The organism is Streptomyces sp. NPDC006798 (assembly GCF_040635975.1).
Classification (GTDB): Bacteria; Actinomycetota; Actinomycetes; order Streptomycetales; family Streptomycetaceae; genus Streptomyces.
The window spans coordinates 47,914-68,128 of the sequence record NZ_JBEYIS010000031.1 but is presented as its reverse complement, the minus strand read 5'-3'; the positions used below and the strand labels follow the sequence as shown (position 1 = coordinate 68,128).

Below are 20,215 nucleotides of genomic sequence, written 5' to 3'. Positions count from 1 at the left end.
TCCTGAGCGGAAGGAAAGGTGATATGGCGATCGGCGATACGGAGGGAATCCGCAGCCCGGTCGCGCATCGCGGAACGGGGCGGATGGCACCCCGGATTCCCGGCGAATGTCCGGGCGGGCACATGACTCGTGGTGTCGCTCATGTGTTCCCCGGAATTCCCTTTGGGATGCTACGCAGCCGACGCGCGCGCTTCCTACCCTTATCCGCCCCTACGGCACACCGGATGTGGCGCCGGTGGCGGTGGGGATCCCACACGGCCTAGAGGATCGCCCGGACCAGCTCGAACGCCTCGGCCAGCGGTACCGACACCTGGGAACCCCGGTATTCGGCCAGGGCGCGGGTGCCCCGCTCGCTCCGCGGGGAGGGCCACTCCTGGACCTCGTCGCCGTAGGCGCGCAGCGCCTCCAGCTTCCGCTCCAGATGGGCCGGCTCCAGCGGCTGCCAGATCTGGGGTGAGAAGACGGGCAGCCCGGACGCCTCACCGACGTCGGTGGCGGATCTGACCTCGAAACACCGGATCTCGCGCACGGTCCCCTTGCCGGGTCTCGCGGCCACCCGGACGCACCGGCTGACCAGCCGGTGGTCGTAGTTGAGGTCGCTGAGACTGGTGGTGAGGACCGTATCGGGGCCGAACTCCCGGAACTCCCGCTCGAAGACCCGGTTCAGCTCCAGCTGGCTCACCGTGTCGAGCCGGTTGTCGCCGAAGGAGTGGACGGAGACCTGCTCGATCCCGAGGATCTTCGCGGCCTGCTCGACGGCGGCCCGGCGGGAGGTGACGCCGTGGCCGGAACCGGGGGCCGACCGCGAACCGTCGTCGTCGGTTAGTACGCACAGCCCGATCCGGACACCCTCGTCGGCGAGGCGGGCCAGGGTGCCGCCCGCCCCCAGGGTCTCGTCGTCGCCGTGGGCGACCGCCACCATGAGTCTGCGTATCGTCCGGTGCAACGTTCTTGCCCTTCCCTCGGAGTGGACCGCGTGGCCCGCGGAGCCAGTTCCACCGCCATCCGGGGGAATCCCGCGAATACCGGTCTCGCCGTCACGGTGCGGAGAATTGCAAAAAGCGGAGGGAAGAACGCGGGCTCGTGCGTTGATCTTCCCACCGCTTGGCTGCCGAATTTGCCAGTTGCCCCCATCTGCGTCAACCCCTATTCGGTGGCTCCAGCGTTTGCCGCCGTCCGCCCCTATCGCACCGGATCATTCGGGCCCGCTCCGGCGTGAACGGTGGCCCGGAGGCGGTGCGGCGAGGCGCGGCGGCGGCCGATGGCCCCACCGCGGCCACTATAGGGCCTATACGTCAGGCTGGCCACTATAGGCCCTAAACGGTCCGGATCGGACATGATGGTCCGTGCCGGTCGCCTCCGCCGCGCGGTGCGCCCGACCCGTGGGGGGCCGTACAGCCCTGGAGCCTTTGCCAAATCGTCACCCCAGAGGTGGTGATTGAGTGATTTTGATGTGAAGAAAGTGTGAAATCTTCCCTGGTCGGGTTGTCGACTGTCGTGTGAATCCCTGTCGCGGGAGCTGTCGAGGGCGTGGCGAGATGTCGGGTTGGCGGTCAATTGCCGGAGTGGGAGTTCGATCGAACTCGATGAAGCGACAGTTCGAAACCCGCGATATCCGTATTCCCCGGGTGTTATGTATGCGGTAAAGAAGATCGAGGCTCCGAAATAATTCCGGAACGCATACGCCGACCGTCGGAGGTGAATTCGGGGCGCCGCCGCGAAAACCCGGGCTCCACGGTCCCCGCGGGGTACGGCATCTTGCCCGGGCGCCCCGGACTCGGCGATCATGCCGGGGTAAGGCTGCCCCATCGCCGACGGCTCCCGCGTCGGCCGGGCGCCCGGCGCGGGAGCCGTCGGCGCCCAGTCCGGTCCCGGTCCGGTCCCGGTCCGCGCAGAAGGGAATCCGCGTATGAGCGCCAATCCGTTCGACGACGAGGACGGCCGCTTTCTCGTCCTGGTCAACGACGAGGACCAGCACTCCCTGTGGCCCGCGTTCGCCCCCGTCCCCGACGGCTGGCGAACCGTCTTCGGGGAGGAATCCCGCCAGAGCTGCCTCGACTACGTGGAGGAGAACTGGACTGATATGCGCCCCCGCAGCCTCCGCGAGGCGATGGAGGGCTCGGCCCCGTAACACCCGCCCGGGTGCCGCGGCGACCACGGTCGCGGCACCCGGGCGTCCCCCTCCTGGGGCGGGTGTCGCTCCCGCGTTCCCGGGGCCCCGGCGTGGGACGCTCGGCACCCAAGGACCGGGCGAAGGACGACGGCACCCCCGGCCCCCGACCCCGCGAGGACCGCCCGGTGGACGTCAGTACGTTTTACGCGCTCTTCTCCGCGACGTGCTTCACCCTGGTCGGCCTCTGGTGGAACGTGGTCCAGGGGCATGCCGAATGGCTCCGCGTACCCCCCGTCCGCCGAGTCGTCGGCGGTATCTACCTGTCGTTTCTGCTCCCCGCCGTGATGGGACTCTTCGCCCAGGTCGGCGGAGTCAAGACCCCCGGCATCTGGCGCGTCAGCTTTGTGGTGATCGCGGTGGTCGGCTGCGCGTCGACACTGCGACTGCTGGCCCTGACCGCCCGCGACCGGGCCTTCGCCCATCTCGCCCTGCCCCAGTTGGCGGCGGCCCTGATCTACGCCCTGGTCGCCGTCGTGGGCACCGTCCCGTCCCTCGCCGGCAGGATCTCGCTCCGCCCGATCCAGGCCGAGGCGATCCTGCTCTCCCTGCTGGTCCTCCTCGGCCACGGCCTGGTCTGGCGCTTCATGGCGGGCGAGGGCCGCCCGGACCCGGCGTGACGCCGTACCGGCACTCGTCCCGCCCGGACAGGCATGCCCACCGCGTCCCCGGGTAGACGCGGCCCATGGCAGTGACGAAGACGAGTGTGCTCGTACTGGATTGTGCGGAACCCCTGGAGCTGGCGGAGTTCTACGCCGCGCTTCTCGACGCCGAGATCCACCGGGGCGACGACCCCGACTTCGTGGAGATCATCGGCCACCGGGGAGTCCATCTGGCCATCCGCAGGGACCTCGGCCACGCCCCGCCGAGCTGGCCCAGGCCCGAGGACTCCCTCCAGTCCCATCTGCGGATCCTGGTCGACCGCGGCGACCTCGACGAGGCGGAACGCGAACTCATCGGCCTCGGCGCCCGCCCCGTCGACACGGAGAACCGCGGCGGCCCGCGCGAGGTCCGCCTCTACTCGGACCCGGCGGGCCACTCCTTCTCCCTCGCGGTCTCCCCGCAACCGGCCTACCGGTAGCGGACCACCCGGACCGTGTGCTCCCGCAGCCCCCGGAGATCGGTCAGGGCCCGGGCCGAACCGTCGAGCAGCGCCGCGCCGCCGTCCGATGTGCGGACCCCCGTCAACAGCAGCCCGGTCGACGAGCGACCCCGCCCGTCCAGCCGGCTCACCCAGACCAGGGCCCGCGCCCCGGGCGGCAGCGCGCACAGCCCGGCCAACGCCTCGCCGATGTCCCGGTGCTCCGAGACGGACAGCACCGCGCCGAGCTGACGGAGCGTCGGCGCGAACCACGCCGCCGGACCGGGCTCGGGCGTCGGCCCCACGGGGTCCCCCCGGTCCCAGGCGGCGAAGTAGCCCCACGGGTCGTCGTTCGGCAGCAGAAACGGCTGCTGAGCGCCCTTCGGTACGACGACGGCCGCGTCGACCATCGCATCCCGCCAGTCCCCGCCCCGCGACCGGGCCACCGTCTCCACGGCGAACAGCCAGCCGCGCGCGGTCCGGTCCCCTTCGTCCGGCGCCACCAGTTCCACCGGCTCCCGGTACACCCGGCGCAGCCACTCCTCCGCCTTGCGGCGCGCACCCGGAAGGTCGTCGGCGGTCACGGTCGCTCCGGCCCGCGCCCTCGCGAGCACCAGTTCGGTCACCCCCGCCGTGTCCAGCCGCCCCAGCCCGCCGGTCATCCCGTCGAGGAAGACGACCTCACCGTTGTCGTTGAGAGCGTTCAGCAGATGCCCACTGGCCTCGACCCCACCGACCGCCCGCCGCACCCACACCACACCCCGGCTTCCCGGCCCCGCCTCACGAACGGCCCGCACCACCTCGTCCCAACTCCTCAGCCGCAACTGCTCGGCAGCCGGAAACGACTGCCGCAACAGCCCCTCCCACCACCCCGGAGCCTCGTGCGCGGGCTGCCACGGCAACGGCGAAGCCTCGGCCCCCTCGAACCGCGCGGCCGTCGCGAGCACACACCCCCGCGCGTTCAACCGCCTCGCCCGCGCCTGCGGTGCCCGCAGCTCCGGCGGCGTACGGGGATAGGCGGCCGCGTCCCCGAACGGATCGTCCCCCGCCGGATGAAACGGCACCCCGCCGTCCTTGGGCACGACGAGGGACGCGGCCAGCATCGGCGTCTGCTCCCGCCCGGGAAACGGGACCGTCCGGCAGCCGAACAACCAGGTGGCCTCGTCCTGCGCGACGGGCTGCGGGACGGCGAGCTCGACCAGCCCGCCGTACGTCTGCCGGAGCCAGTGGTGGGCGGCTTCGACGGGGGTCACCTCGGCATCCTCAACGCGGCCGGCCAGACGCCCGTCTCGCGGAACTCCTGGAACTGCTCGGACGTGGCGTAGGACGGTCTCCCGTGTGGTCCGGAACCGTCGTCCGGCACGATGAGCACCGTGTTGATCGGGCCGACCGGGACGCCCGCGTCGATGCTCTCCTGTGTATCCCAGCACACGATCCAGCCTGCGCAGTACCGGTACGAGCGCTCGGGGAGCACGACAATGGTCCACTCGTCATCGGCGTAGGCCCGCTCCAGATGGGCTGCGGCCTTTGCGAGTGCCTCTTCCTTGCTCAGCATGTGCCGGTTTCCATCGCTTTCATCGGTATGGGACATGTGATATCCGGGTCGTGTTTCGTTCCAGCGTGGCGAGGGTTCCGGTCTGGCCGTCCAAGAACGCTACTCCATCCGGTGTCTTGACCGCGTTGAAGACGTGGCCGGAGCCGTCGGGCCGAACGATGCATACGACACTGCGTGAACCATCGCCGCGTTGATTGAGGTCACGGATGATGTCGTCGTAGCTCTGGACATCCTTGAACGCGTCTTTGGTGACGCCCAGTTCCTTGAAGGGAATGGGACCCGCCTCCGCTCGGGGGGCGGCGCTCACGTCGATCCCGTCGAGCCGCCGATCCACGGTGACCACGTTGAAGGTGCAGTTCTGCGTGTACCCCGGCTGGTCCGTGTTGTTGACGTCCTTCAGCCACGGATACCGGTCCTCCAGGAACTTCCGCGCGTTCTCCGGCGAAACGGAGTCCGCGTGGATGGCGGGCTCGCTCACGGTTTCCGTGCGCCGGGCGAGATACTCCCACCAGCCGTCCGGATTGGTGGACTTCTTCTCCTGTTCCTTCTCGGCGTCCGGAGCGGAGTCGGGGTCCTCGTCGCCGAGCCGGGCTCCCTTGCGGCCCGCGCCCAGGCCCTTGCCGCCGAGCATTTCCGGGACGAGCCGTCCGGCGCCTTCGCTGAAGTCGTCTTTGAAGGGGGCGAGCAGTGCGCCCGGGATGCGTTCCGGGTGGGCCACCGTGGAGATGATGCCCGCCGCGGTCAGGTTGAGGTTCTCCCGGTACTCGGCGGGGTGCGTGATGTTGTAGATGTCCAGTGGGTTGAGGCCCCGAGCGAAGTTGAGCATGTCGGCGGTGCCCTTGACGATGCCGCCGCCCACATGGGCCGCCTCGATGTTCACGGCCGTGTGGAGATCGTTCAGATTCGCCAGGGCGCGGTCCAGCGGCGGAGGCTCGGCGGGGGCGTACCGTGTCGCCGCCCTGACGGCGTCAGCGGCTTCCGCAGCGACCGTGTCGCGCTGGCGCCGTACCTCCGCGAGCAGTTCCCGGGCATGTCGCCGCTCCGCCGAGCCGGGGTCGGAGAACGGCGGTGGCGGTGGGCCGGGGTCGCCACCCGTGGCCATACGGGCGCGATAGGCGTCGATGTTCGCGTTGTGCGCCCGCGCGGCCTCCCGGGAGCGTCGGCGGCCCGCCTTGTACAGCTCGGCCGCCTGCCGGGCCTGCCCCTGTGCCCAGGTCACGCTGTCCGCGTACCGCCGCAGGGCCCGGGACGCGGCGCCGAAGGAGTCGGCGGCCTTCAGCCACTCGGCCGGATGCATCTCGAACTTCCCCCGGAAGGCGTCGGCCGCCTCACCCCTCCACCCCTGTGAACCGAGGGCTTTCATGCCGCCGCCCACATTGTCGAAGGCTGCCTGGAAATCGTCGAGATGACCGGCCGATGCTCTGATGGTGCCGGGGGAGCCGTGGATCAGTTCGTCGGCCTGGTCGGTCTCGTCGAGGGACTGCTCGCGGACGGACGCGCCGAGTTCGGATGCGACGCTGTCGCCCCAGTCCTCGACATCGTCCGCGACGCCCTCCGCGCCGACGTAGTCCAGGCCGTCGCCGAGACGGTCCGTCGTCCAGTCGACGCCCTCGCCGAGCGCCTTCTTTCCCGCGTCGAAGCCGTCCTCCAGCTTCCCCAGGCCCCTATTCGCGAGGTCCCCGAGGTCGACCATCAGGGCTCACCCGCCCGCTCGGGCGCGGACGGCGGGTCGGCCCGGTCCACCAGATCGTCCAGTTCGCCGCCGAGTCCGACCGCGTCGGCGAGCCGTGGCACCGGCAGTACGGGGGAATCGGCGACCTCGCGGACGGTCTCCCGCCAGATCTCCTCCACCGCCCGGTCCGCCCGGGCGGAGGACTCGTCGCTGTAGTCGGCGTCGCGGACATGGTTGTACGGGTTCTCGGCGAGTACCTCCCCCCAGTCCTTCGCGATGATCTCGTCCTCCGACGCGTAGGGATTGCCGATCCCCGCATTGACCAGCACTTTGAAGCTGCCGTGCACATATCGTTCGGCCTCGAACTGGGCCCCCGCCGCCAGGCCGACGTCCTCGGCGAACTCATTGGCTTCACGGATCAGGCCTCGGACACCCCACTCCCACCGCTCGCAGAAGGTGGTGAAGGCCGATGTCAGCCCGTCGTGCCCGGTCTCGACCCCGGAGAGTGCGATATCCGAGAAGCCCCGCCCCGCACTGGCGGAGCCCACCATGCCGAGTTCCCTCAGCTCGGCCAGCGCCTTGTTGATCCCGGTCGTGATCCGTGCGATGGCCGCCTCGGACGCGGCGAGGTCACCCGCTCCGTCGTTCATGTTCCTCCCCCCGTCGATTCGAACTCCGTTCACAGCCCCGGTGGTGCGACGCCCCGGTCGAGGGCCGCGCGGTCGGGGACGATTCCGCGTAGCGGCGGATACATCCGGACTTCGGGCCCCGCCGCGTCGACCGCGACCCCGCACGGGAAGCCCGCCGCCGGGATCACCTCGTCCAGCAGATAGGCGCCGGGCACCCGCGATACCGGCAGCCCGGGTTCGCCGCTCCCGCGAGCCCGGTGGAACGCGGCCAGGGCGGTCTCGTCCGTGAAGGCGCAGATCCAGTCGATCCCGCCGAAGGCCACGGTGAGCGGACCGCCTGCCTCGTCCAGGGGTACCCGGACCCGCTGCCTGCGGAAGTGCCGCAGCTCGGCCTCCGCACGGACTCGTACGTCCTCCGGTGCCACCCGTCCGTGTCCCTGCACGTCCTGTACGTGCGGCACGGACAGCGGCCCCCGGGCGGGAGGAGTCTCGGCCGTCGAAGCGGAGGAAGGGCCGCCGTCCGGAGCGGGCATGCCGGAGGGCGACCCGTCGCCGTCATCGCAGTCGCCCTCACCGGCGGCGGTGCGACGAGCCAGGGCATCCGCCTTCAACTGCCGCCATTCCGAGGCGAAATCGGACTCCATAGACTCCGTCCTCCATCGGCTTCGCCTGAGACCACGACCGTAATGCCGGGTACTGACACTCCATCGGGCCGTCGCCCCGGCCATGGCCGAAAGCAACTCCCTCGGCAGCTGGGGCCCCGTTGGCAGGTCCAGGCGTAGCCGAGGCCCCGGGCCGGGTTCCACCGGCATCCACCGAGCTGGAGCCGGGGCTTCGGAACGGCTGAAACCCCCTGTTCAGGGCCCTGTAGCCGACCTGTTCCCGGCCTCGCCCGCAGCCCTACCCGACCCGCTGAAGGGCCTGCTCCCGATACTCCGCGACCTTCGAGCCGGACTGCCGCCGGGCCATCCGGCGCAGTACGACCGGGGCCAGAACCAGTCCCGCCAGTGCCCACGCGCCGAGTACGCCCAGGGTCTCCAACCGCCGCCAGGACTCGCCGATCTCGATGACGGCCATGCCGTCGGGGAGCAGCGCGGAGCGCATGCCCAGACCCAGCCAGTAGACCGGGAACACCTGGGCAGTCCACTGCAACCAGTCCGGCGAAGAGGTGATCGGGTAGAAGATCCCGGAGATACCGATCAGGGCCATCACCGGTACCGATACGGCGCCCGCCGCCCGGGGGCCCGAGACCAGGGCGCCCAGGACGGCGCCGATGGACTGGGTGGCCGCGAGTCCCAGTACCAGGACCCAGGCCAGGGTCAGCCAGGAGCCCGGCGCGTTCAGTTTCAGGCCGTCGACGAGGAAGGCGCCCGGGACGAAGAGGATTACCAGATAGACCAGGGTCGATCCGGAGGTGGTGACGAGCTTGCCCAGGAAGTAGCCGTGGATACCGTGGGGGAGGGTTTTGGCCCGTAGCAGGGTGCCGTCCTCGCGTTCGACGGCGAGGTACTGGATCACCAGCAGCATGCCCAGGGCGATGAACATGCCCAGAACGCCCGGCATCACCAGCAGGCCCAGCTCGATTCCGGTGTCCCCGAACTCCCGGTCGCGCAGGAAGAAGACGGCCACCAGCGTCGCCACCGGCCACAGCAGCTGGTTGAGCAGCTCGAACCCCGCGAAAGCCTGGCGCAGTTCGATCAACCCCCGGGTGAGGCCGGTACGCATCGTGATTGTTACGGCGTTCATCGCGCCCGCCCCCTTTTTCCGGCGGTACCGGCCCCGGCCGCGCGGGACTCGGCCCGGCGTACGAGGGAGAGATAGGTGTCCTCCAGCGACGCCCGGCTGACCTCCAGCCCGTCGACGGCCCGGCCGTGCCGTTCGAAGAGTTCCCGGACGAACCGGGTGGAGTCGGCGACCGACCGCGTATGGCGTTGTCCGTCCAGCGTCCAGCGGACCTCGTCCGCACCGGCGAAGTGTTCGGCCAGCTCACCGGCCGTGCCGTCGGCGACGACATGCCCCCGGTCGAGGACGACGATCCGGTCGGCGAGCTTCTCCGCCTCGGCCAGATCGTGGGTGGTCAGTACGACGGTGGTCCCCCCGGAGGCGACGAGCCCCAGGATCAGGTCATGGAACGTCCGCCGGGCCTCGGGGTCGAAGCCGACGGTGGGTTCGTCCAGGAACAGCAGTTCCGGGCGGCCGACCAGGCCGATGGCCACGTCGAGACGGCGCCGCTGCCCGCCGGAGAGCATCCGGACCCGCTGGTCGGCGTGGTCCGTGAGGCCCACCCGGGCGATCAGCTCCGCGACGTTCCAGGGCCGCGGGACCCCGGGGGTCGCGTATGCGGTGTAGTACGTGGCCAGATGGGCGAGGAGCTCCCGTACCCGCCACTTCGCGTGATCCCGCCAGGACTGGAGCACGATCCCGATCCGGGCCCGCCAGAACTCGTCGCCGTCCTCGGGGTCGACACCCAGCACCCGGACCCGGCCGGCCGAGCGCCCGCGGAAGCCCTCCAGGATCTCGATCGTGCTGGTCTTCCCCGCCCCGTTGGGGCCCAGCATCACCAGGACCTCGTCCCGGTGCGCCCGGAAGGTCACATCATTCAGGACGTCACGGCTGCCGTAGCGCATCCGGAGGCTCTCCACCTCCAGGGCGATCCCGGCCCGGGCCGTCATCGGTCGCCCCCGCGTGCCGTATCGCGGCCCGGGGTTCGTAACCCTGTCGAGGCGCGCGCCCTCATGAGGCGGACTCCGTGCCGAGCGACGCCTCGACGCGTGCGCGCAGTTCCGGGCGGTCGACTCCGGCGAGCGACAGCGCGCGGGGCACGGTGCCGTACTCCAGCAGCAGAATGCCCAGGAGCAGATGCCGCGGCCGCAGATCCCTTCGCGCACCGGCCGTCGTCAGGCCGCGTTCCAGGGCCAGTTTGGCGGACTGGCCCAGCCGGGAGGGGCGTGTCGCCGACACTCCAGGGCGCGGCAGATCCTCCTCGGCGATCGAGATTCCGGCCGCCGCCAGGCTCTCCCGGAACTCCCGTACCAGCGCCCGGTGGACTGCGTCGCGGCCGAGTCCGGCCGCTTCGAGGAGCTGTCCGGCGGGGCTCTCCCGGTCGGCCGCGACGGCCAGCAGCAGATGCTCGGCTTCCACGGTGGGTGATCCGGCCCGCTGGGCCTCCTCGGCACCGGACTCGATCACCGTCTCGATATAGACGTCGAACTGCCGCCGGGTCACATCATCCTCCTCTTCAGTTCGACACCGAGGGCGATCAGCCTTCTGGCGTGCTTCTTGTGGACCGCCTGACGGGTCACCCCCAGTGCCTCGGCGACGTCCGGCCAGCTCCAGCCCGCTCGCATGGCCCGCTCCACCGCGGCGTCCTCCAGCTGATCGGCCAGGCGCCGCAGTGCCACCGCCGCGGCCAACTGCCGGGCGGGATCGTGCGATACGAGGCCGTCCTCCACACTCGTCATGCGAGCAACTTAGGTTGACCGATGGGTGTTGTCAACGCAGGTTGCTTACCGTCTTCCGGCCCGTACCCGCCGGCCCCGCCCGCGCGTCACCGCCCCGTCGCCGCCCCCTCCCCGCCGCAGGTCGTACGCCCGTACCGGCCCATGGCCACGGCGCGTTGGACGTGCTCGCCGCCGACCGTGACCGTGCAGGTCGCCGTAGTGCCTCGATCGCCGAGGACCACCGAGACCGTCGGGGGTGTACCGACCGGCAACCGGATCGAGGTGCGCCAGGGCAGGGCGGCGTCGCGGACCACCGTCGCCGGGGCCGTGCCGCCCGCCGGGCGGAAGGTGATCTCCGCCGGGCCGTCCCCGGTGACCTCGTACGTCACCGCCACCGTCGGGACCGCTTGGGCGGGCGGATCGTCCCCGGAGCCGTCGTCGCCGGATGACACGTAGACGCCGAATGCGGCGGCCGCGCAGACCAGGGCCAGCGCCCCGGCGATGGCGCCCGAACGGCGCCGCGACCACCGGGCGCGCGGTCCCCGCTCGCTCTCCGTCGTCACCTCCGGGGCGTCGGTGTGCTCCGGTGTCGTCTCTTCCCCTTCATGGACTTTGCTGGCTGAAATGACCGCCACCCGCCTTTCCCGGATCTCCGGACAGTCGACCCGGTGGATATACACCATCGTCCTGCCGAAGCGAAAGCCCCGGGCGAAAACGGGGCAATACGCCGCCCTTGAACCCGGCTACTGCCCCAAATGTCCAAAGGGTTGACAGGTCGTCGGGCATATGCCGGATACTCTTCGCCGCCATGCCTGGAGAAGAAATCCGAACGTTCTCCCGGTGCGGTGGAAAAGGGTTTCGGCTGGGCGGAAAACTCCGCTCCAGCTCATTCGGCGTGCCCGCTTTTCGTCTTTCCAGCGATGGGGCGGTGCGCCGGAACGGAAGGACGCTAGGTGAGAAACCCCTATGGGAGATGGGTGTCCTGCCTGGTCGCAGCGGCGATCGCGGGCACACTGTTACCTCAGGCGGCGCATGCCGCACAGACGTCGTCCTCGGGCAAGGGTGACGGAAAGGGTGCATTCGATACGGTCAAAGGCTGGTTCTCGGACGACGACGAGAAGAAGCCGAAGCGGGCCGAACCTCCGGTCGGCGGGAAGATCGAGATACCCAGCCGGGAAAAGCTGACCCGGGGCAAGAAGGCGCCACCGGCCAAGCGGATCAAGGAACTGGCGGAACGCAGAACCCCGCAGGCAAGATTCTGGCAGCTTTCCGACGGTCGGGTCGAGGCTGAATTATCAGCCGCCCCCGTCTCCTACCGGTCGGGCGCCGCCTGGAAGTCCGTCGACCCCACCGTGAAGGCGACGAAGACCAAGGGATTCGCCTTCGCCAACACTTCCAACGTCACCCGTAGCTGGTTCGGTACGGACCCGGGGCGGCTGCTGCGCTTGCAGGCCCCCACCGGCGAGACCGTCACCCTCGGACTGCTGGACGCGGCCCGCGGCGTACGGCCCGCCGCCAAGGGCGACACCGTCACCTACAAGGGCCTGGCCGGTGGCGCGGACGTCTCGTACCAGGTCGGCGCCGGCCGGGTGAAGGAGAACATCACCCTCGCCCGGCGGCCCGCGAAACCGGTGTCGTACGTCTTCACCCTCGACGCCGGGACCCTGCGGCCCACCGAACGCCGGGACGGCTCGATCGCCCTGTTCGGCGAGGACCCCGGCACCCCGGTGCTGGTGATCCCGCCCGCCTTCATGACCGACAGCCGGAAGGACCGTACCTCCCCGTACGGGAAGTCCTTCAGCCCGAAGGTGACGCAGAAGCTCACCCGGCACGGCAAGGGCTGGCGGCTCGCTCTCACCCCGGACGCGGCTTGGCTCGCCGCGCCCGAGCGGGCGTACCCCGTGGTCATCGATCCGACCATCACCATCGCCCCGTCCGCATCGGTGTCGCAGGACGTGATGGTCCGCTCGGACCAGCCGACCACCAACTTCAACGGCACCTGGGAGATGGCGGCGGGCAAGACCAGCGCCACCGGGATCGCCCGCTCCCTGATCAAGTTCCCGCTGGACGAGATCCCGGTCGGAGCCAAGATCGACGCGGCCCGGCTCGGGCTCTACTACGACCAGACCCATACGACCGCCACCACCAATGTGGATGTCGAGATCCGCCGGGCCACGGGCGCGTGGGACGAGGCGACGGCGACCTGGAACAACACCAACGCCCTGGTGGGGGAGCAGTCCTCGACCACCGTCCAGCTGGACGACGGCGACCCGGGGACGGCCGCCGTCGGCGAATGGCCCCGCGTCACCGGTACCGGCATCGGCGGAGACTACTCCTACAACAAGAACGCGGCGACCGGTGAGTCGTACACCTACCAGCCGCGGGTGCACGAGACGGCCGACTACCGCGTCGAGGTGTACACCACCCCGCAGACCGACGGCGCCCCGGCCGCCCCCTATCGGATCAACTCCGCCGAGCCCGCCCAGAACTACACGGTCAACCAGTCCACCGGGACCGCGGGCTGGCGGCAGCTCGGCACCACTCAGATCGACTTCACCAAGGGCACCACCGGCAGCATCGTGCTCGGCGATACGGGTGACGCCGCCAAGCGGACCATGGCCGACGCCGTACGGCTGGTCAACGCGGCCCAGATCCGCAAGGACGTCGGCGAGTACAACTCCTGGCACAACTTCGCCGTCGCCGACACCGTGCAGAAGTGGGTCAACGGCAGCTCGCCCAACCACGGCTTCGTGGTCAAGGCCGTGAACGAGACGTCGACCGCGCCCCTCGGCGGGCCCGCCTACGAGGCGGGGGACTTCGACTACGGCGGCGAGACCTCCACGATCCCCCGGCTGACGGTCACCTTCGACAAGGTCGGCACATCGCTGCGGTCACCGACCGTGATCCACTCCACCGGCCCCGAACTCTCCTGGCCCGCTTACAGCAACGGCACCGGGGACCCGGATCTCGATCTGGTCGAGTACCAGCTGCACCGCTCGACCCAGCAGGTCTTCACCCCCTCGTCCGCCACCCGGATCGCACCGATTGCCCGGACTCGGACCCAGTACACCGACACCACCGCGGTCCCCACCCCGGACAGCCATCCCGAGGAGATCGGGAAGGTGTATTACTACCAGATCGCCGTCAGGACCAAGGACGGACAGCTCCTCGGCTCCCCGACGCGACTGGTCGCCATTCCCAAGGCAGGCCGCACCATGCGGCTGATCCAGGCCGGACAGACCGACACCACCCTGTCGTCGGCCCAGCCGACCACCAATCTCAACACCATCGAACAGGGCGCGGTCGGACAGCACTGGCTGACCGTCGGTAACAACTCCACGACCTACGGCAAGACCCGGGCGGTGATCGACTTCCCGACCACCGCGATCCCGACCACGGCCACCATTCTCGAAAGCCGGATGTTCCTCTGGCGGAACCAGACCGAACGCACCGGCACGGCCAAAGCGCGCTACAACCTCCACAGCCTCACCAGGGAGTTCACTGAGACCGCCGCCACCTGGAACAACGCCAACGCCACCACGGCGTGGACCGCGCCCGGCGGTGACCACTCGTCCGCCGTCGCCGACTACGTGCCCTCCTTCAACACCGATCTGGGCCGCCACTGGTGGGACGCCACCGGCATCACCCAGAGCTGGGTACGGACCCCCGCCAACAACAAGGGCGCCTTGGTCAAGCTGCACGACGAGTCGGCCACCGGACCGCAGGAACGTTCTCTCTTCCTCTCCGCCGGCGCCCTGGACCCCCAGCTCCGCCCGCTGCTGCGGGTGATCTACGTCGACGCCACCGCGGAGAACACGTACTACGCGCCGAACACCCCGCACCGGATGACGACGAATACCGACTACACGGGCGCCGTCACGGTCACCAACACCACCTCCACCGCGTGGGCGGCCGGTGAGCGGGAGCTGTCGTACACCTGGAAGCTCCCCGACGGCACCGATGTCACCACGGCGGCCAACCAGAAGCGGACCGCGATCCCGGCGCTGCTGCCCGGCAAGTCGGCGACCGTGACCGCGGCCATCAGATCCCCCGACATCACGACCACCGGCAATGAACGCGCCGAGCACTACATCAACTGGGACATCCGCAAAGTCTCCGACGGCAGCTGGCTCTCGGCGGGCGCGGGCGGCATCCCACCGCTCCGGCAGGACGTCGCGGTGGAGGACCTGAAGGCCCACCACCTGGGTGCGGAGAGGTACCACTCGTACGCCGGGAAGAACACCGGCGCCGGTTCGACGCTGATGACGAACCTGGGCGCCGGTAACGCCGTCTGGTCGTACAACGCCTTCAGCAACCCCGGCCGTGGTCTGAACACCTTCGCCCGGTTCTCCTACAACTCGCAGGACACCTCGGACACCGTCCTCGGCCACGGCTGGACCGCCCAGCTCGCCGGACCCGTCCGGCTCGGGACACCGCTCGACTTCCATCCCCGGACCAACCCCACCGAGATCCGGCTCACCGACGGCGACGGCACCACCCATCTGTTCCGGAAGCAGGCAGACGGCAGCTGGCAGGCGCCCGCCGGACTCCACTACCGGCTCACCATGAAGACCGGCCTGAGCTGCACCCCGTCCCAGGACTCCGTCTCCGACGCCTGGACCCTCACCCGGCCGGACGGCACCCGGTTCCGGTTCGGCTGCGACGGCTATCTGACCGAGACCGTCGACAAGAACGGCAACAGCCAGGAGTTCGCCTACGAGGAGCGGGTCTCCAACAACCGGACCATCAAGTTCCTGGTCTATGTCACCGACCCCGCCAACCGGCAGTCGCTCACCGTCGACTACTGGGAGAAGGGCGACGCGAGCTACGAGTACATCAACGACGCGGGCACCAAGGTCACGGGCACCAATCTCACCAACCCCCGGATCTACGACCACGTCAAGTCCATCACGGACATATCCGGCCGGAAGGTGTCCTTCCACTACACCGCCAAGGGCATCCTCGGGCAGCTCACCGACGGTGACGGCGGCAGCCAGCCGAAGGTCTTCACCTTCGGCTACGACCCCGGCCAGAGCGACCGCAACGTCAAACTGATCCGGGCCACCGACCCGCGCGGCAAGAACACGGCACTCGTCCATAACGTGCCCGGCGCCGGGACGGACGTCAAGGACAACTGGCGGACCAAGACCATCACCGACCGGACCGGCGGCGACACCCGGTTCGGTTACGCGGTCGACACCACCGACGCCACCCACACCGCGACCACCGTCACCGACGCCTCGAACCGCGCAGCGGTCTATGTCACGGACGCCGCGGGCCGCGGCATCCGGCACACCAACGCCAAGGCGGAGACCACCCGGAGCGTCTGGGACACCGACAACAACGTGGTGCAGCTGGAGGAGCACAACGGCGCCAAGACGGCGTACTGCTACGACCAGAAGACCGGCTACCCGCTGTGGATCCGGGACGCGGAGCAGAACCGCAACGGCGTCCCGACCGCCGCGGAGTGCGCACCCAACGCGGTACCGGCCAACGCCATGCGGTACGAGTACCAGACCCGGGCGGACGGCTTCTCGGCCGACCTCTTCCGCAAGACGTCCCCGGAGGGCCGGGCCTGGCTGTTCGGCTACGACACCTTCGGGAACCTGACAACGGTCACCGACCCCAAGGGCGTCGCCACCCCGTCCGTACCGAACGACTACACCACCAAGTACGAGTACAACGCGCACGGGCTGCTGACCAAGGCGACCGACGCCAACGGCAACCCGAGCACCAACGCCGGCTTCGGCCCGCACGGCTACCCGGCGACCAGCACCGACGCCCTGAACCGGACCAGCACCACCGTCTACGACGCCCGCGGCCTCGTCCGCGAGGTCACCGACCCCCTCGGGAAGAAGACCACCCAGACCTATGACGTCTTCGGACGGCCCCTGGTCTCCACGGTCCCCAAGGACCAGAGCGCCGGACAGCTGATCACCACCCCGGCGCCCGAGTACGACACCAACGACAACATCACCGTCTCCACCGCGCCCAACGGCGCCGTCTCCACCGCCGGGTACGACAACGCGGACCAGGTCGTCTCCGCCACCGCGCCCGGCAACAACCACACCTCGGCCGACCGGCGGACCACGTACAGCTACGACGCCGAGGGCAATCTGCGGACGGTCACCGAGCCCAAGGGCAATCTGCCCGGCGCGACCCCCGGCTCCTACACCACCACCTACACCTACGACGAGCTGCACCGGATCTCCACCGTCGCCAACGCGGCGAACGAGACCATCTCGTACGCCTACGACAACGTCGGCAACCTCACCACCGTCGTCGACCCCAAGAAGAACGCCACCGCCGACCCGAACGACTTCACCACGAAGACCGCCTACGACCTGAACCACCGGGTCGTCTCGATCACCGACCCGACCGGCAAGATCTCCTCCTCCGTCTACGACAAGGACGACCTGGTCGTCCGGTCCACGGACGCCGACAACAACACCACCCAGATCGACTACGACGAGCGGGGCGACCAGAAGGAGATCCGCGTCCCCTACGTCGCGGGCACCGACCGGACCACCCGGTTCGAGTACGACCAGGTCGGCAACACCACCAGGGTCGTCACCCCGCGCGGCACGGCGACGGCCGCCGCCGACGACTTCACCGCACGGACCGAGTACGACGCGCTGAACCGGCCGATCCGCCAGTACCAGCCGTACGACCCGGCCGACACCCGCTACAACGACCCGAACGTCCATACCCGTACCGACTACGACGCCGTCGGCCGGGTCGCCAAGGTGTCGCTGCCGCCGTCCGAGGGCGAGACGGCCCGCAACGACACCAGCTATAGCTACTACGACAACGGCTGGGCGAAGACCGCCACCGACCAGTGGGACATCGTCACCGGCCACGACTACGACAACCTCGGACAGCAGATCCGGCGCACCATCTCCTCCGCCGGTGACGCCGCCGACCGGACCATGAACTGGTCGTACTACCCGGACGGCAGCCTGCGGACCAAGTCCGACGAGGGCCACCCGGCCGGCCGGTCCGTGGTGGTGGTCGACAACTCCGACATCCAGAACACCTCGTCGACCGGAACCTGGACCAAGGGGGACATCGCCGGTCAGCAGGGCCATGACCACCGCACCCACGCCCCGGGCGCCGGTACGGACGCCTTCACCTGGACCCTGAACGTCCCCAGGAACGGCACCTATACCGCCTATGTGAAGTATCCGCAGGTCAGCGGGGCGACCACGGCGGCCCAGTACACCGTCACCCATGCCTCGGGCACCGCGACGGTCAGCAAGGACCAGACGGTGGCCGCCGGAACCTGGGTCCCCCTCGGCAGCTACACCTTCAACCAGGGCAACGCCGGACGGATCACGGTCGGCCAGAACGCCACCGGGACCGTCGCCGCCGACGCGGTCCGGCTGATCCGGGACACCACCGGCGACCCCGCCGACACCGAGCGGCGGAACTTCGCCTACGCGTACGACGTCAACGGCAATCTGACCTCGATCGACGACACGTCGAACGGGGCCAGGATCGACGCGTACACGATGACGTACACCGGCCTCAACCAGCTCCAGAAGGTCACCGAGGCGCTGGCGGGCCAGGAACGGAAGTCCACCTCCTACACCTACGACGCCAACGGGCAGCCCGAGACCGTCACCCACCCCGACCAGTTCTCCAGATACACCTACGACCTGCGGGACCTGGTGAGGACCGTCTCCGTGGGCAGCTCGGCGGCCGACACCTCGCCGAAGGTGACCACCTACACCTATACCGACAAGGGCCAGCGGCTCCGCGAGACCAAGGCCAACGCCAACACGGTCGACCACGCGTACCACCTCAACGGCACCATCAAGTCGACCACCGAGAAGCAGTCCAACGGCACCCTGGTCGCCTCGCACGTCTACGACTACGACGGCAACGGCAACAAGACGCAGGACGTCGCGAAGAAGATGAACGCCGACAACACGACGGCGTATCTCGAATCGACGACAAACTACTCCTACGACCCCAACGACCGGCTCAACGAGTCGGTCCGCACCGGAAACGGCGCGGGAACCGAGACGTATGTCCACGACAACAACGCCAATGTCATCAGGCAGACGGTCCGCGGCACCACCACGACCTACAACTACGACCGCAACCGCCTGCTGACCAGCGCCTCCGGCGGGGTCACCTCGCGGTACAACTACGACCCGTTCGGCCGTCAGGACACCGTCACCACCGGCGGGAACATCACGGAACGCAAGGTCTACGACGGCTTCGACCATGTGGTCGAGTCCCAGAAGGCCGACAGCAGCGGCGTCCTGAAGTCCACCACGTACAGCTTCGACCCGCTGGACCGCACCACGGAGACCCGGGTCGGCAACAAGACCACCGACTACACCTACCTCGGGCTCTCCCAGGAGGTACTGGGCGAATCGGTCGCGGGCGCGATCACGGCCTCGTACCAGTACGGCCCGTGGGGCGAACGGCTCTCCCAGATCAAGCACAAGGCCGACGGCACGACGGAGAGCGGCGTCTACGGCTACAACAGCCACAACGACGTCGAAACCGTCACTGGCTCCGACGGCCGGGCCACCAACACCTACGGCTACTCGGCCTACGGCAACGACGACCAATCCGACTTCACCGGTATCGACAAGCCCGACGCGGCCAACCCGGCGAAGGAGGCGTACAACCCCTACCGGTACAACGCGACCCGCTGGGACGCGAACTCGGGTACATACGACATGGGCTTCCGGGACTACACCCCCGGGCTCAACCGGTTCACCAGCCGCGATATGTACAACGGCGCGCTGGCGGATATGGGCCTCGGTGCCGATCCGTATACCGGGAACCGGTATGCGTACGGCGGTGGGAACCCGGTCAGCAGTATCGAGTTCGATGGTCACTTCTCGATCCGTGACACCTTCAAGAAGGCGGTCGACAAGGCCAAGAGCTTTGCTGGAACCGCTACCAAGACCGTCGCCAAGAGAAATCCGATCGGTACGGTCGTCGACACCCTTCTCACTGGTATCGGCTGGAATGATATCCAGACGCCGACGAAGACCCCGTACGACCAGAAGAAGCCGAACTATGACGTCGGGCTGCTGGCGGAGGAAACGGAGATCAACGAGTACCACTGGGGCCATGATTTTCCGGTCAGCCGTGCCAAGTGCAAGCAGGGCCAGAGCTCCGTCTACTACAGCCCACTGGACGACAAGGGGCGGGCTACGGGAATGAGGGCCTGCCTGACCGGTGGAGGCTTCAGTTGGGAGAAGGGCAAGGAGAAGATCGTGTCGGGCAACGCCGGTTCCCATGTGCGGGGAACGCAGGTTCCGCGCCCGCCTGACATTACATGGGGTGACCCGTTGGTCACGCCTCCGGGGATGAAGAAGAAGGGCTGGGCCCGGGGCCATCTGCTGGGGAATCAGCTGGGTGGGTCGGGACACGACCGCCGGAACCTCGTGGCCCTGCACGCGAGGGCGAATAGTCCGAGAATGAGCAATATCGAGCGCGATCTCGCCGCTCGAATAAAAGAGGGGAACGAGACTCTCTTCTATCAGGTGACACCGTCTTACGCGTCGGGTAATCTGGCGCCGGACAAACTCAATCTGGAATGGTACAGCATAACGAATAAGACGTACGGCTCGGCGATTGTCTACAACACTCCGGATGGATTCTCGCCGCGTCGCTGATCGAGGGCTCCCGTAGTCGGCCCG

General features: G+C 69.0%; 15 protein-coding genes. 4 read left to right on the top strand and 11 right to left on the bottom strand.

Going from position 1 to position 20,215, the window contains the following annotated elements:
• Positions 1 to 259: 259 nt before the first annotated feature.
• Positions 260 to 946 (bottom strand): PIG-L family deacetylase, encoded by a 687-nt coding sequence (locus ABZ714_RS21555; RefSeq protein ID WP_358826893.1) that lies wholly within the window; start codon positions 944 to 946, stop codon positions 260 to 262.
• Positions 947 to 1,909: 963 nt separating this feature from the next.
• On the opposite strand from ABZ714_RS21555, the gene ABZ714_RS21550 reads away from it, so the two are divergent.
• From ABZ714_RS21550 to ABZ714_RS21540, 3 genes are all read left to right on the top strand, one after another.
• The gene (locus ABZ714_RS21550) at positions 1,910 to 2,131 is read left to right on the top strand and encodes an MbtH family protein (RefSeq protein ID WP_358826892.1); all 222 of its coding nucleotides are present in this window, start codon (positions 1,910 to 1,912) and stop codon (positions 2,129 to 2,131) included.
• Between the two features lie 167 nt (positions 2,132 to 2,298).
• On the top strand, positions 2,299 to 2,790 hold the full coding sequence (locus ABZ714_RS21545; protein ID WP_358826909.1) for a hypothetical protein: 492 nt from the start codon (positions 2,299 to 2,301) through the stop codon (positions 2,788 to 2,790).
• 65 nt (positions 2,791 to 2,855) lie between these two features.
• The gene (locus ABZ714_RS21540) at positions 2,856 to 3,251 is read left to right on the top strand and encodes a VOC family protein (protein ID WP_358826891.1); all 396 of its coding nucleotides are present in this window, start codon (positions 2,856 to 2,858) and stop codon (positions 3,249 to 3,251) included.
• Here the strand turns inward: ABZ714_RS21540 and ABZ714_RS21535 are convergent.
• The 10 genes from ABZ714_RS21535 to ABZ714_RS21490 form a co-directional block, all read right to left on the bottom strand.
• Positions 3,242 to 4,504, bottom strand: a complete 1,263-nt coding sequence (locus ABZ714_RS21535) for a YrhB domain-containing protein (protein WP_358826890.1) — start codon at positions 4,502 to 4,504, stop codon at positions 3,242 to 3,244. The genes ABZ714_RS21540 and ABZ714_RS21535 overlap by 10 nt on opposite strands.
• Positions 4,501 to 4,806: a YrhB domain-containing protein gene (locus ABZ714_RS21530; protein WP_358826889.1), complete on the bottom strand. Its 306-nt coding sequence runs from the start codon at positions 4,804 to 4,806 to the stop codon at positions 4,501 to 4,503. Before ABZ714_RS21530 ends, ABZ714_RS21535 begins: the two co-directional genes overlap by 4 nt.
• 19 nt (positions 4,807 to 4,825) lie before the next feature.
• Entirely contained in the window at positions 4,826 to 6,499 is a 1,674-nt protein-coding gene (locus ABZ714_RS21525) for a putative T7SS-secreted protein (RefSeq protein ID WP_358826888.1), read from the bottom strand.
• Positions 6,499 to 7,128: a hypothetical protein gene (locus ABZ714_RS21520; protein WP_358826887.1), complete on the bottom strand. Its 630-nt coding sequence runs from the start codon at positions 7,126 to 7,128 to the stop codon at positions 6,499 to 6,501. The genes ABZ714_RS21525 and ABZ714_RS21520 overlap by 1 nt, the downstream gene beginning before the upstream one ends.
• A 29-nt stretch (positions 7,129 to 7,157) precedes the next feature.
• The gene (locus ABZ714_RS21515) at positions 7,158 to 7,751 is read right to left on the bottom strand and encodes a hypothetical protein (protein ID WP_358826886.1); all 594 of its coding nucleotides are present in this window, start codon (positions 7,749 to 7,751) and stop codon (positions 7,158 to 7,160) included.
• Positions 7,752 to 8,007: 256 nt separating this feature from the next.
• Positions 8,008 to 8,853 carry an ABC transporter permease gene (locus tag ABZ714_RS21510; RefSeq protein WP_358826885.1) on the bottom strand — a complete coding sequence of 282 codons (846 nt, stop codon included), beginning with the start codon at positions 8,851 to 8,853 and terminating at the stop codon, positions 8,008 to 8,010.
• On the bottom strand, positions 8,850 to 9,779 hold the full coding sequence (locus tag ABZ714_RS21505; protein ID WP_358826884.1) for an ABC transporter ATP-binding protein: 930 nt from the start codon (positions 9,777 to 9,779) through the stop codon (positions 8,850 to 8,852). The genes ABZ714_RS21510 and ABZ714_RS21505 overlap by 4 nt, the downstream gene beginning before the upstream one ends.
• A gap of 61 nt (positions 9,780 to 9,840) precedes the next feature.
• Entirely contained in the window at positions 9,841 to 10,332 is a 492-nt protein-coding gene (locus ABZ714_RS21500; protein ID WP_358826883.1) for a Clp protease N-terminal domain-containing protein, read from the bottom strand.
• Positions 10,329 to 10,568, bottom strand: a complete 240-nt coding sequence (locus ABZ714_RS21495) for a hypothetical protein (protein ID WP_358826882.1) — start codon at positions 10,566 to 10,568, stop codon at positions 10,329 to 10,331. The genes ABZ714_RS21500 and ABZ714_RS21495 overlap by 4 nt, the downstream gene beginning before the upstream one ends.
• An 86-nt stretch (positions 10,569 to 10,654) precedes the next feature.
• Positions 10,655 to 11,182, bottom strand: coding sequence for a hypothetical protein (locus ABZ714_RS21490; protein ID WP_358826881.1), 528 nt, complete (start codon positions 11,180 to 11,182; stop codon positions 10,655 to 10,657).
• Positions 11,183 to 11,500: 318 nt separating this feature from the next.
• Here ABZ714_RS21490 and ABZ714_RS21485 point away from each other — a divergent pair, with 318 nt between their 5' ends.
• On the top strand, positions 11,501 to 20,191 hold the full coding sequence (locus ABZ714_RS21485) for a DNRLRE domain-containing protein (RefSeq protein ID WP_358826880.1): 8,691 nt from the start codon (positions 11,501 to 11,503) through the stop codon (positions 20,189 to 20,191).
• Positions 20,192 to 20,215 lie beyond the last annotated feature (24 nt).